The following is a 12,558-nucleotide window of genomic DNA, read 5'->3' on the forward strand; positions in this document are numbered from 1 at the left end:
TCATCCAAATAGCGTTAACGATTACTCGTATTCAAAGGTATAGGTTGCCGTGGTGATCACAGAACCGGTAGTGGCGGAACTCCCGCCGTAATTGTAATAGTTGGCGTAGTAGCTCAGAGTGCCGTTCGCCGCGGTGTCATATTTTGACGAGTCGGACGACGTAGTCGCCAGACCGGTATTCAGCGCACTGTTCAACGCCACCAGCGAGCTACCGTCGGAGGTAATACCAATGCCTACGCCCGTGGCGGTACCGGATAAATTCTTCAGATAAATGCCATCATCCGAAATATTTGAACCGGAGAATGTGATCTTCAGCGCTTGGGCTGTGGTACTGGTGCTGTTGAACCCCGTACAACCGTCAACCGTCAGGCTGAATTGTTGTGGGTTCGCCGTCACTACGCCAATAGTAGAACCAACATCTGTGGCGGTAACCGGGGACATGTCCACAGTGAAATCACTGCCGTTGTTGGTGGTAACGTTACAGGTTACATCGGTGACTGCTCCGGAGAAGGTAATAGTGCCGCCACCCACGCCAGAAGTGGTGGTAGCGGAAGCAAGATTACAAAATAAAAAAGCAACTAATCCGATAGTAACTTTATTAAAATTACGATTTTCCATTTACATTATTTCCTTGGTCATTCATATTATTTCTAAAAGAGTGAGTAATAACTTATAAAATTCTAAAGTATTCTGACACCTCCACTTCATCATCACTTTTGCTTTAATGTTGCTGATGTTCTTTCGCCCACAGTGAAAAAGAATTGCCATCTGTTCTACTGAGACGCCCTGAGCCAACAGCAAGCAATAGCGTCTTTCGACTTTGGTCAACCTGGGGATATAAGATAACCGCATTTGAACCCTACTTATTGACCGACCACTCAATAGCTGCACAAACTCATCGACGCTAATCCGGTTACATGCCGCAATAACGCTAATGTCGTTCGGAAACAAGCTAATAACATTTAACAAGTGTCTTGGTCCAATAACGATGGTCCTCTGATAATCAGTACGATTAGCAGTCAAGCAGTCAACAACCCCACCATTTCTAACCTCAAACATATTCTTAGGCATGGCGAGGCATGAAATAATACGCTTCACACCTGCGGTCATAAATGCATCACCGCCGAGAATAATAACTCTAATCTCCCCCATTACAACCAACCTATTTTTCCCGGTACTGTTTATTCCGGGCTTGCCGAACAATAAAATTTGTGCGCACCACGTACCTACTTTTAACCGGTAATTCAGTTTTGCATAAATTTTATGAGGCTATTTTTACCCAGATTGAGCATGAATGTTAATAATTTATTAAGTGGATATGTCTTAAAAAAATAAATGCACAGCTTGACATTAAGCCAATAAAAAACAATAAGCATCCATTTGATATATATATATTTTCATTACCACCCCTCCAGTTAAATGGATAAGTTATGATTTTTCTTTACAAATAAACTTACCAAGGAACGGATTAATCCTAGATGACACAACCTATTTTATCGCGCCCTCACGCAAGTTCAAATTTTAACCATAAAGAGCAATAAATTGATCAAAATCAATCTAACCCCTTATTTTCAATTTGGCTCAAGAAAACAACTTGACTGCATTGATTCCCCTTACCTCGAATAATATCCACTTAACCCCGAGCTGCCAGCATCGCTTTACATCCTGTTTATACTCAATGCTGACTAATATCCGTCCAGACGCACTACCTTTGCTTCGGATTAAATTTACGCGCAAACCGTCTAAAACAGCAATTTAAAGATGTAAAAACCAAATAATTAGATTATTATTCCATTAAATTAAATAAAACAAGAATCACACACTAAAAAGATGAGTCACTACGATAAACCGAAGGGTACGGCTCCATTATGCACATCGGAACCGCTCAGTAGATAAATGTGCTAATAAAATATAATTTTTGGATTAAAATTCCATTTAAAATCCATTTATAGATTTATCCCCATTCATAAGCGGTGACGTATAATCCAACAACCCGCTTATCGACACGGCAGTCTGATTTGTTTGCACAATATCGTATTGGCCGTTGAACTAGAAGTTGCGGGCGGAAAGGAAGCCACTTTCCCCTTTTTACCCATGCAGCCTTGGAGGCGTCATCGTCAAAATAAAATATTATCCAATTAACGGTACCAAAAATAGAGTAAAAACCTATAAATTATAAATTTATAGGTTTTTACTCTAGAATATCTTCGCGGATTGATTTAACCGAATTACATGTGCCGATACAGCGATTGAAGGTGGGTGTAATCATGCCGAACGCCGTACGGATATTCGGCATGATGAGCGAAAATTATCGATTCAGTAGCGCTGGCAGGTGAACAAATGAGAGAGGGGACCGCCAATCAGATAGGTTTTTTTATCGAGCTGCACCACATTCAGTTGTAAAGAAGAGGGATCAAGCATCAACTCTGCCAATAGGTGATTAAAAGCCGCGTCAGGGGTATTGTCGGTCGATGATTTTATAATATTATCAATATGATAGCGATAAGTATCATAATCAATTTTATCGCCCTGATTGAGGCTAATTCGACGATTAAGGGTGGTAACCTTATCGCCGTAGGCCACCTGCCCATTGAGCAATAAATAGCCTGAGGATTTATCCTGGAAACGCAGATCATGCTTCAGCGCAAACTCAATACTCACCCCCTCCTTACGGCTTAGGTCATAACGCGTAAAGGTGGAGCAACGAAATGGAAAATCGTCGACGTGGCGCATAAACGTCACTGCCCCTAGGGAAATCAGAGCGAGCAGGATCATGGCGGCCAACGCTATCGTGGTGGTTCTTTTCAACTCATTCTCCAGTCGAGATAATAGACGTTATCGCACGAGATAACATTTCCGCTGTTATCCAGCTTGCAGAAAGAGATGAGCGTTCTGCCATAATTTTGCGGAGAGAATGCGGTATTTTTATCGAAATAGAGACGCAGGCTGCTATCACAGGTTTGGTGATTTTCGCGCATCATTTGTTGGATTTGGTTCTTCAGTTCCGGCTCAGCCGGGCTGTCCCCCCCCTCTAAAAACACGACTCGACAGCCCCCCGCCAGGGAGATGGAAACCGGTGCAATTTCCTGTTTACCCGCTTTTATTACCAGATAGTACCAGCTTCGGCCTGCAATCAGACAAATCAGCAACCCTGCCAGCAGCAGGCAACCATAAAGGGCGACGTGCACCTTGGCGCGGCTTTTAACCGGCGAGGAAGTTTCAGTCAGCGAAGATTGCGATACATCTTCTCGGGCAAACGCTTCCCGCGTGATGGGAATATCCGTGTTAAGGCGGATCCCCATTTTAGGCACGGTGATGATCAAATTTTCACAGCCAAATGCTGCCAGTGCGCGCCGCACGATGCTGAGATATTGATTAAGATTGTTATTCGAACCGCGTAGCCCATATTTATCCCACACCTCCGTCAACAGTACGTCCCTTGCCAGAATTTCACCGTTAGAGTTGAGCAATTGCTCGAACAGCCGGCCAGATGAAATACTCAGGCTTAGCGTCTCCTGCGTGGGCAGATGGCTCAATGTGCAATCATCTGAGTTATAAGTTATGGTCCCGTCGATCGTATAAATCATGCAAAAAATCACCCTATGCTCGCGGATCGCATTCATTATAAATCAGATTCTTATAGCGAGCGAATTTAAGTACCCAGATAATACAAATGCGTACGTTCACTTTCTCGGATAATGTAGGCGAAAAAATATAGCCGCAGAGTAAAAACAGACTGATCCACGCGATATCGGGCTATTACTGCTTTTCGCCAGCGCAGCGGCACATACCAATAGCCGGCATAAAGTATATTCTGCTGCCAACGGTATTATGAATAATGAGAGCAGGCTAAAGACAAACCTACTCCACGGATAAAAACATGCCGATACCGCCATTGCATCTTAACAGCACATTCTGATTGCCATAAATGATACAGGGAAAATGGAAGGATAATTATTTACCGTGTTCTTTAATGCTGTTTTTCCGTTTAGGGCGGCAATGAATTAATCTGCCGTAAGTTACGCCGCAAAGATGGGGGATGAGCGGCGGCATATCTTATAACGTTATGTCATTGTCTTTTACCTGCCATCTCCCCACAAAATGGCGTAAACACCATCCTTGGGGCGACATAGCGATGAATTTGGATCTACGGCAACTGCGTAACTTTCTCGCGCTGGCTGAACACAAAAGTTTTGTGCAGGCGGCCGAAGCGGTTTACCTGTCGCAATCAGCCTTCAGCCGCAGTATTCAGGCGCTGGAACAATCCGTGGGTTGCCAACTGATAGAGCGCCAGAGCAAACAGTTTGCCCTCACCTGGCAAGGGGAAAAGCTGCTGCCGATGGCGCGGCGCATGCAGGAACTGTCCGACGATCTGCTCAAAGAGATGCGCGACATGAGCGACGAACAGAGCGGGAGCCTGTTTTTCGGCTGCGGCCCGGCGCCCTCTTCGCTGCTGATCCCGCAGGCGATCGCCCACTTCAACCGCCTGCGCCCGGGCGTGCGAGTTACCTACAGCGTCGATAACTGGCAATCGCTGCACCAGCGGCTGATCGCCGATGAATTTTCCTTTTTCATCGCGGATATCTGGCAGGCTGAAATCAACCCGGAGCTGAGGGTGCAACCGCTGCGCAGCCAGCGCTGCTTTTTTGTCTGCCACCGTTCGCACCCGCTGGCGGAACAGGGCGGCGTCACGCCGGCACAGTTACTGAGCTACCCTTTTGCCGCGCCCTATCTGCCGACCGGCATCCGCAAGGTGCTGGCGGCGCTGAGCCAGCAGCCGGACTTCACGCCGCACATCCAGTGCGACTATGTCTACTCGCTGTTCGGCGTCCTGCGCCACAGCAACGCCATCAGCTTCGCCAGCGCCGATACCTTTGAGCTGCTTCAGGAAAGCCACGGGCTGGTGCGGATTAACCTGGCGGAAGCGCCGCCGGAATGGGAAAAGATGTGCACCCACTTCGGCATTATTTCCATGATGAATAAGCCTCTGTCGCCGCTGGCACAGCTGATGGTCGATACCATCGTCGACACCGATCGCCACGATCCGGTGAACTGGCTGGCGGCTGGCGAATAAAAGCCGCACCGCGCTATTTTTGCGTCAACAGCGCCAGGCGGGTGATGCCGGCTTTTTCCATTTCGGCCAGGATCCCGGCCACCGCGCCGTAGTTAGCGCCCTCATCCGCCTGCAGTTGCACGATCAGATCGGCGTTTTCCGCCTTGGCCTGCTGCAAGCGCGGGATCAACATCTCGCGCGGCACCGCCGTTTTATTCACAAACAGCTGCGCCTGCGCGTCGATACTGACCACCAGCGGGTCCCGCTGTTCCGGCGGCGCTACGGCCTCGGTTTTCGGCAGTTTAATCGGGATGGCGTTGGTCAGCATCGGGGCGGTGACGATGAACACCACCAGCAGCACCAACATCACATCCACCAGCGGCGTGATGTTCATTTCACTCATCACTTCATCGTTATCCTGCGAGACAAAAGCCATAATCACACCACCGGCTACATTTTAAGGGGGGCAGTATAAGGCGCGGGCGCCTGTTCTGCCCCAGTGGCGGTAAACAGGTGGAATTCCTGCGCCTGGGCCACGCTGAAAATATCGTGGGCGAAATCATCCAGATAGGCCACATGCAGCTTCATGCGGCGAATGAAATAGTTGTAGACCAGTACAGCGGGAACCGCGACGGCGATGCCGACGCCGGTGGCGATCAGGGCGTTGCCGATCGGCCCGGCGACGGTATCCAGGCTGGCGGAGCCGGTCTGGCCGATCTCCTGCAGCGCCGCCATAATCCCCCACACCGTGCCGAACAGGCCGATAAACGGCGAGGTACTGCCGATACTGGCCAACACCGCCAGCCCGGCTTCCAGCGAACGGCGTTCGCGCTGGATCTGCTGGCGCAACGCGCGCTCAATGCGGTCTGGCAAATTAACCGCGCCAGCGGCGCGCCCCGCTACCGCCTGCGCGGCATCCAGGCCAGCCCGCGCCAGGTTGGCAGAGGCGCCCGGCGCATTCCCCGTTGCCGCCAGAGCGCCGCTGATGCTCTCCTGCTGCCAAAATGCCCGCTGGAAACGCCGGTTGCGCTGCTTTTGCCGCGAAAACTGCACCAGCTTGGTCAGGCCGATCAGCCAGGTCAGCACAGAGAAAAACAGCAGTAGCAAAATGACGGCGCCTTCCGCCGATGCCAATTCAATGTGTCCCAAAGTCATAGCCTGTCGCCTCATGAAGTTAAATTGAAATTAATCGGAACCGTAACCCAGCCCGCTTCCGGCTTGCCGCCGCGTTGCGCCGGCACGAATGTCCAACGCTGCACCGCCGCTTTGGCCGCCTCGTCCAGCACCCCATAGCCGCTGGATTTCTGCAGCCGGATGCTTTGCGGCGTGCCATCGGCGCGCACCTGAACCTGCAACAGCACCGTGCCCTGCCAGCCACGTTTGAGCGCGGCCGCTGGGTAATCCGGCGCCGGGTTACGTAAATAGGCCGCGTTGGCCGAAGGCGGTACCAGCGGCGCCGGCGCGGGGGCGGGTTTTGCCGCCGGCAGCGTGCTAAGCGAGTTCTCCGCCGGCCGTGGCGCGCTCGGCGCCGGTTTGCTTTGCACCGGCGGCTTTTCCCTGACCACGGGTTTTGGCTTTGGCGCCGGTTTCGGCGGCGGCGGTGGCGCAACCTCATCAATCACCGGCGGTGGCGCTTCGGCAGGCGCAGGCGGTTCTGCCGGTTGCTCAACCGGCGGCGCCGGCGGCTGGGCAAACTCGATGGAAACCGCCACCGGCATCGGCACCGGCGGCAAGACCGCCTGCTGGCGCGCCGCCAGCGCCACGATGACCGCCGCATGCAAGGCCACCGTCAACACACGCCCAGCAACAGCCACTCGTAGGCCCGGAGCCGATAAGGGCCGGGCGCCTGCGCGACAAAGCGCCGCAGCGTCTGCGGCGGCCAGGCCGGCGGCGCGGCATGCTCCGCCTGTAGGGCGTAGCGCCGATACGCGAACGCTTCAGCCACGGTGTTGCCCCTCGTTGACGACGCGGAATTGCGCATTGGCCGGCGGCGTCACCGCCTGTTCACTGTGCGGCGTGCCGGCCGGCGCCCAGTCGTAAGGCACTGGCGTAGCACGGTACAAGCCATTACGCCCTTTGCCGTAGAATGGGCTGACGTATTCCCACACCGTCTGGCCTTCCGCCGTCACCTGGAACACGCGCCCGCTTTGCCCTTCGGTGATCAGCGTGTTGCCGTTAGGCAGGCGCCGCGCCAGGCTGGTGAACGCGCTGAAGAACGCCGAGCCGGGGCGATACTCCCAGACGATCTGTTTGGTTGATGGGTCTATCTCGACCACCCGCGATATGCCGGTGGCGATGCGGTAAGCCACCGGCGGGTAGCCAGAACCGCCCTGATTGTCGAACACTAGGATATTGCCCGCCCCCGGCAACCCTTTCGGGATTATTTTGGCGTCGTGCTGGCCGCTTAACTGATCCACCGGGCGCGGCAGCTTCGCCCCGGCGGCAAACGGGTTGCTGCGCTCAGCAGAGGGGTAGTTCGGCCCCAGGCGCCATACCACCTTGCCGGTTTGTTTATCAATGATGGCGATAAAGTTGGCCTGCCGGGAGTCAATGATGATGTTGTCCGGATGGAAACGCGCATCGCCGGCGTCATACCAGCGGTTTTCGCCAAGCGGGCGGGCGTTGTTCAGGTGCAGGTAATCCGCGAGATCGGTGTTATGCACCAGTTCCAGCTGTTCCGGGGTAAAGCCGAGCTCGTTCAGGTGATCGGAGGCCAGCCAACGCCAGACCACGTTGCCGTTAGGATCAACTTCATAGATCGCATCGTCGATCAACGCATCCAGCTTGAAACCGGCCACCTTGTGCAGGCGGTTCGCCAACAGCAGCGTGTTGCCATTAGCCAGCCGCGTTATCTCATGGTGCTGGTGAGCGTTACCCACCGCCGGCTCGCCGGCCCAGCGCCACACCACCTTGCCGTTCCAGTCCAGCTCGGCCACGGCATGGTTATTCACGCCATTGCCGAAGGTACGCCGATCGCTGTCCTTGCGCTCTGCCAGTTGCACAAACACGTGCCCCTTGCGCCCCTGGTTGACGGCGGGATCGATCACTTCCGTCGGGAAGCCGCGGTATGGCCAGCTACGCACCACATTACCGTTCATGTCGATCAGATAGCTTTTGTCGTCCGCGCCGCTGAATACGGTGTAATGGCCCCAGGCTTTGGCCGGATCGTACAGGGTGACGCCGGTGGGGAACACGGTCGGCGCCGCCAATACCTTGGCGCTAATCAACAGAGCAGCGGCGACGTTAAGCACTTTTTTCATCTTGGTTCCCTTAGAAATCGTAACGGACGTTGAGGTTGAGCGTGCGCGGCGCGCCGACCACCAGGGCATTGCTCGCGGCGATCCAGTAATCTTTATCCAACAGGTTGTTCAGCTCGGCACGGTAGGTAATCTGCCCTTTGCCCAGCGGAACGCGGTAGCTGGCGCCAAGGTTGTAAAGCTCATAGGACGGGGTCTGCAGGGTGTTGGCGGTATCAATGTACTGTTTGCCAGTGTGCGTTACGCCGCCGTAAACGCGCAGCCCGGGCAGCGAGAAGAACTCTTTTTCCACGCTGAAGCTCCCCTGATAGGTCGGCACCGCCGCCGCTTTTTTACCGACGACCGCCGCCGCGGCTTCGCGATATTCGGCGCGCAACCAGGTGCTGCCCACATTGAGGGTTAGCCCCGGCAGCGGGCGGTAGCTGCCGTTGAATTCCAGCCCGTCGTAACGCACCGTGCCGTCGCCGACGTAGTAGTTATCCGCTGCGGCGTAGCCGGTGCCCCGTTCGATACGAAACAGCGCGGAAGCCAGCGACCAGTCCTTGCGTTCGCTCTTGATGCCCAGCTCATACTGCTTGCTTTCGATCGGTGCCAACTGCTGGTAGGCATTGGCATAGGTGCTCCCGACGTTGCCGCCGTCTTCCAGCGCTTCAACGTAGCTGGCGTAAATCGTGGTGTCGGGCCGTGGGTTGAACATCAGCGCCACGGTCGGCGTCAGCGGCTTCTCACGGTAAGCGGTGCGCTTCGCCCCGGAAACGTAGTAGTTGTTGTTTTCGTAATCGAACTTCCGCAGCCCCAGCAACAGCGACCAGTTATCGCCCAGCCCCAGGGTGTCGCTGAAGTAGGCCGATTTGGTGGTCCAGTCGGAAATGCGGAAGTAACGGCGCGGCGAATCGCCGTCGTAGGCCAGATCGAGCGAGGAGCCGTACAGGTTGCCAGCCGGGAAAATGCCGGAAGCTGGATAAAGATGGTTTTGCCCGCCGGTGCTGGTGGCCGGATTGAGCGAGGGATCGCCGATGTTGAGATCGCGGGTTTGCTGCTGCCATTCCACCCCGGTGACGATATTGTGCGTCAGCCAGCCGGTTTCAAAATCCCCCTCCAGGCGGAACTGCACGGAATCGTAGTTCAGCGTCGGGCGATAGAATTGCCGCAGCGCTACGTTGTAATCCCCCTGGGCATTGCGCAGGTAGAGCGTTTCGTCGCGCGAATCAATACGTTTGAAGGTGTGCGAGTAACTGGCGTCCAGCATCCAGCTATCGTTGATTGACCACTCCAGCCCGGTGGCGCCCACCCACACCGTTGAGTTGTAATAAGAGGAATCATAGGCGGTCAGGTCTTTACGCCCGTTGATCGCTGCCGGCAAGGCGTTGCCGGAATAGGCATAGTTCCCGGCACGGCTAATGCTAAGCGTGGTAATGCCGCCTTCCAAATCGCGCTCTTGATACAAGCCGTTGGCACGCCACACCAGCGAAGGCGTGATCCGCATATCCATATAGAGGGAAACCGCCTGGCGATCGACTTTCGTGCCGTTATACGCCTCGCCCTTTTCGTTAACCGCGTTAAAGCGGTAGCCGAAGCGATCGTCTTCGCCAAAGCGGCCGCCGGCATCCAGGTGCTGGCTGAAAATGCTGTCCTGCGAATAGCCTGCCGCGATCGACAACGTTGGGGTATTGGTCGGTTTTTTCGAGATGTAGTTGACGATGCCGCCGGGCGATCCGATGCCGTAAAGGAAGCCGGTCGCGCCCTTGAGCAACTGCACCTGCTCAAACATTTCCAGCGGCAGCTCCACCCCGTACATCTGGAACGGGTGGCCGTCGATCTTGTAGCCATTGACGAAGTCCAACGGCAGGCCGCGCACCGCCAGGGCATAGGCATCCAGCCCGTAAGTGCTGCCCTTGGCCTCGACGCCGGCTTCGCCGGCAAACAGTTTGCCGATAGTTTTCGCCTGCCGTTCCTCGATCTTTTCGCTATTGATGCTGTGGGTGGCAAACGGCGTTTTCAGATCGCTGCGCGTGCCCAAGGTGCCGCTGCTGACGACGGTGCCGCGCTGTGCGCTGACCGTTACCGTGCTCAATACTCGCGCCTCGCCGGCCGCCGGCGGCTGGCCCTGGCGATTTTCGGCTTCGGCCTGGGGTTCGTTTTCCTCGGTTCCCTGCTGTTGAATATAGGTCGCCGTATCATTGGTTTCGGCCAGCACAATGCCGGGTCCACCGGCTAGCGCTGCGGCAATAGCGAAAGAAATCGGTTTTAACCTTATTGTGGAATAAAGAGACGGCATAATGTTTATTCTCCGGTGTATACCCTTCATACTTCAAGTTGCAGGCGTGTTGGCTTGGTTACTCGGCCCGTCCCTGGGCCTCGCCCCTTCGGGGCCAGCGCTAACGCTGTTCAAAAACGCTTTTGCATTTTTGTCCTGCAACTCGAATTATTTTGGGTATAGATATAATTTGCTCCTGCATACATCAATTTTATTTATCTGCAATTTGAAGTATGAAGGGTATATTTAATTTTTATATTTCCGCTGAAATACTTCGCCGGCGGCGTTATTTTATTTCCCAGACGTACTTTCCCGTTATATTTCACTAACCGGAATGCGCTAAAATAAATTATTCCACGGGGATAAGGTTAGAACTCGGTGCCTGCCCGGCATATGCACCCGGCAGGCGAACAGCAAATTACTGGAGCGCGGCCTGCCCGTCGGCGCCATAGCGCGGCCAGACCGGTTCCAGTTGCAACGTTTTCAATGCCTGCTCCACAAACTGGCCGTCAAACCAGCTATCAACGGTAAACGCCGTGCGAATTAAACCGGCCGCTTTGGCCCGGTCTACGCTGTCTTGCAGACTGGCCTTCAAGAACGCATCCAACCGTGGCGAACTGCGGAAATTCAATTCCGCCGGCTGCAGTTCGGCCAGAAACAGCGCCTGCGGGATCCGGCTTTGCGCTTCGAGCTTTTCAACATACGCCGCCGTATTGTCCGGCTGGCTGATCCAGTGGGCGTTTTGCACCAGGATATCCACCAGTTGCTGCGTTATCTGCGGGTAATGCGTAATGAAATCCTGGGTGGCGACCACGCCGGCCTGGGTGGTGTTCGCCCGGCCCAGTTCCCCGCTGTCGGCCACAATGGCGATGCCTTGCTCGCGCAGCGTTAAAAGCGACACGCCGCCCCATACGGCATCGATGCGGCGAGCGGCCAGCGCCGCGCGCCCGGCGGCCCAATCCAGATTGATCACTCTGACATCGCGCTCGCTCAGCCCAACGCTTGCCAGCGCACGATCAAACGCTAACTGATCGGCCGTGCCGCGATATACGGCCACCCGTTTGCCTTTGATATCCGCCAGGGTTTTGATGCCCGATTCCGGCGTGGCGGCCAGGTAAGAATGGGAGCCACGTACCCCCAGCAAGAAACGGGTTTGCAGGCCACCGGCGCGGCCGATAATCGCGGCCAAATCGCCCAGATAGGCGATATCCAACTGGCGGTTGGCTAACGCCTCATTCACCGCCGGCCCGGCTCCTTTGAAAAAGGACCATTTTATCTTGATCCCCTGCGGTTCAAATGCCTGCTCGAATTGCCGCTGGATATGCGCCAGCCCCAATGGGCCGGCGATAAACGGTTTATTGCCCGCACTTTGATCGGGCACGCCAATGCGGATTTCCGTGGGTTTATCATTTTGCGCGTTTGCTTGGCTGACCACCCCGGCTGCCAGCAGCCAAAATAGCATGCCCCATTTGAATGCCTGCGCCACCGCTATCCATCGTTGTTTCATTTTATTTTTCCATTCGTCTATTTATTAATTGAATCTACCTAACTGCTATAGGCGACTATAAATAACTTTTTTATATTTCCTTTTGTGAAAAAGGGATAAATTAGTGATTACCCGCGTTACAGGAACATATGCATTTATTGCACGCACACCATCGATTTAACGCATGCGCCATCATCGCAAAATTATTAAATTATCCTCCCCATTAATTTATAAATTCTATACCCCAAATAATTCGAGTTGCAGGACAAAAATGCAAAAGCGTTTTTGAACAGCGTTAGCGCTGGCCCCGAAGGGGTGAGGCCGTATGGCCGAATCATGCGGCAACGCAGCGAGTCCCCAGGAGCTTACTCAGGTAAGTGACTGGGGTGAGCGACAAATCTGCCAGGAGCAGATTTGAACGCTGTTAGCAGCGGCCCCTTTGGGGCGAGGCCCAAGGATGAGCCGAGTAATAAAGCCAACACACCTGCAACTTGAAGTATGAAGG

Annotated in this window: 12 protein-coding genes; 1 reads left to right on the forward strand and 11 read right to left on the reverse strand. The window is 54.3% G+C overall.

Translation table 11 applies throughout. The annotated features are described in order from the left end of the window. Nucleotides 1–21: 21 nt before the first annotated feature. From ACN28Q_RS07345 to ACN28Q_RS07360, 4 genes are all read right to left on the reverse strand, one after another. Nucleotides 22–618 (reverse strand): fimbrial protein, encoded by a 597-nt coding sequence (locus tag ACN28Q_RS07345; RefSeq protein ID WP_095845748.1) that lies wholly within the window; start codon nt 616–618, stop codon nt 22–24. Nucleotides 619–639: 21 nt separating this feature from the next. Next, on the reverse strand, nt 640–1,152 hold the full coding sequence (locus ACN28Q_RS07350) for a helix-turn-helix transcriptional regulator (protein WP_095845749.1): 513 nt from the start codon (nt 1,150–1,152) through the stop codon (nt 640–642). Nucleotides 1,153–2,316: 1,164 nt separating this feature from the next. Then, nucleotides 2,317–2,808 carry a FidL-like protein gene (locus tag ACN28Q_RS07355; RefSeq protein WP_095845750.1) on the reverse strand — a complete coding sequence of 164 codons (492 nt, stop codon included), beginning with the start codon at nt 2,806–2,808 and terminating at the stop codon, nt 2,317–2,319. Next, entirely contained in the window at nt 2,805–3,623 is an 819-nt protein-coding gene (locus tag ACN28Q_RS07360; protein ID WP_230469450.1) for a winged helix-turn-helix domain-containing protein, read from the reverse strand. The genes ACN28Q_RS07355 and ACN28Q_RS07360 overlap by 4 nt, the downstream gene beginning before the upstream one ends. A gap of 512 nt (nt 3,624–4,135) precedes the next feature. Here ACN28Q_RS07360 and ACN28Q_RS07365 point away from each other — a divergent pair. After that, nucleotides 4,136–5,074, forward strand: a complete 939-nt coding sequence (locus ACN28Q_RS07365; RefSeq protein ID WP_095845752.1) for a LysR family transcriptional regulator — start codon at nt 4,136–4,138, stop codon at nt 5,072–5,074. A gap of 13 nt (nt 5,075–5,087) precedes the next feature. Here ACN28Q_RS07365 and ACN28Q_RS07370 read toward each other — a convergent pair whose 3' ends face one another. The 7 genes from ACN28Q_RS07370 to ACN28Q_RS07400 form a co-directional block, all read right to left on the reverse strand. Continuing rightward, on the reverse strand, nt 5,088–5,489 hold the full coding sequence (locus ACN28Q_RS07370) for an ExbD/TolR family protein (RefSeq protein WP_095845753.1): 402 nt from the start codon (nt 5,487–5,489) through the stop codon (nt 5,088–5,090). A gap of 14 nt (nt 5,490–5,503) precedes the next feature. Next, a complete protein-coding gene (locus ACN28Q_RS07375) occupies nt 5,504–6,208 on the reverse strand; it encodes a MotA/TolQ/ExbB proton channel family protein (protein ID WP_095845754.1) in 705 nt (234 codons plus the stop codon). 11 nt (nt 6,209–6,219) lie between these two features. Beyond that, the gene (locus tag ACN28Q_RS07380; RefSeq protein WP_230469451.1) at nt 6,220–6,867 is read right to left on the reverse strand and encodes an energy transducer TonB; all 648 of its coding nucleotides are present in this window, start codon (nt 6,865–6,867) and stop codon (nt 6,220–6,222) included. Beyond that, a complete protein-coding gene (locus ACN28Q_RS07385; protein WP_165907071.1) occupies nt 6,843–6,998 on the reverse strand; it encodes a hypothetical protein in 156 nt (51 codons plus the stop codon). The genes ACN28Q_RS07380 and ACN28Q_RS07385 overlap by 25 nt, the downstream gene beginning before the upstream one ends. Further along, nucleotides 6,991–8,313 (reverse strand): aryl-sulfate sulfotransferase, encoded by a 1,323-nt coding sequence (locus ACN28Q_RS07390; protein WP_095845755.1) that lies wholly within the window; start codon nt 8,311–8,313, stop codon nt 6,991–6,993. The genes ACN28Q_RS07385 and ACN28Q_RS07390 overlap by 8 nt, the downstream gene beginning before the upstream one ends. A gap of 10 nt (nt 8,314–8,323) precedes the next feature. Further along, nucleotides 8,324–10,588 (reverse strand): TonB-dependent siderophore receptor, encoded by a 2,265-nt coding sequence (locus ACN28Q_RS07395; RefSeq protein ID WP_095845756.1) that lies wholly within the window; start codon nt 10,586–10,588, stop codon nt 8,324–8,326. Nucleotides 10,589–10,985: 397 nt separating this feature from the next. Then, complete coding sequence (locus ACN28Q_RS07400) at nt 10,986–12,074, reverse strand: ABC transporter substrate-binding protein (protein WP_095845757.1); 1,089 nt, start codon at nt 12,072–12,074, stop codon at nt 10,986–10,988. Between the last annotated feature and the right edge of the window lie 484 nt (nt 12,075–12,558).

This window comes from Gibbsiella quercinecans, from assembly GCF_002291425.1.
GTDB classification, from domain to species: domain Bacteria; phylum Pseudomonadota; class Gammaproteobacteria; order Enterobacterales; family Enterobacteriaceae; genus Gibbsiella; species Gibbsiella quercinecans.

Excerpts from the sequence above, each read along its gene's own strand:
- ACN28Q_RS07395 (WP_095845756.1), bottom strand. The coding sequence starts at position 10,588 with ATGCCGTCTCTTTATTCCACAATAAGGTTAAAACCGATTTCTTTCGCT.
- ACN28Q_RS07375 (WP_095845754.1), bottom strand. The coding sequence starts at position 6,208 with ATGACTTTGGGACACATTGAATTGGCATCGGCGGAAGGCGCCGTCATT.
- ACN28Q_RS07345 (WP_095845748.1), bottom strand. The coding sequence starts at position 618 with ATGGAAAATCGTAATTTTAATAAAGTTACTATCGGATTAGTTGCTTTT.
- ACN28Q_RS07350 (WP_095845749.1), bottom strand. The coding sequence starts at position 1,152 with ATGGGGGAGATTAGAGTTATTATTCTCGGCGGTGATGCATTTATGACC.
- ACN28Q_RS07365 (WP_095845752.1), top strand. The coding sequence starts at position 4,136 with ATGAATTTGGATCTACGGCAACTGCGTAACTTTCTCGCGCTGGCTGAA.
- ACN28Q_RS07370 (WP_095845753.1), bottom strand. The coding sequence starts at position 5,489 with ATGGCTTTTGTCTCGCAGGATAACGATGAAGTGATGAGTGAAATGAAC.
- ACN28Q_RS07360 (WP_230469450.1), bottom strand. The coding sequence starts at position 3,623 with ATGAATGCGATCCGCGAGCATAGGGTGATTTTTTGCATGATTTATACG.
- ACN28Q_RS07390 (WP_095845755.1), bottom strand. The coding sequence starts at position 8,313 with ATGAAAAAAGTGCTTAACGTCGCCGCTGCTCTGTTGATTAGCGCCAAG.
- ACN28Q_RS07400 (WP_095845757.1), bottom strand. The coding sequence starts at position 12,074 with ATGAAACAACGATGGATAGCGGTGGCGCAGGCATTCAAATGGGGCATG.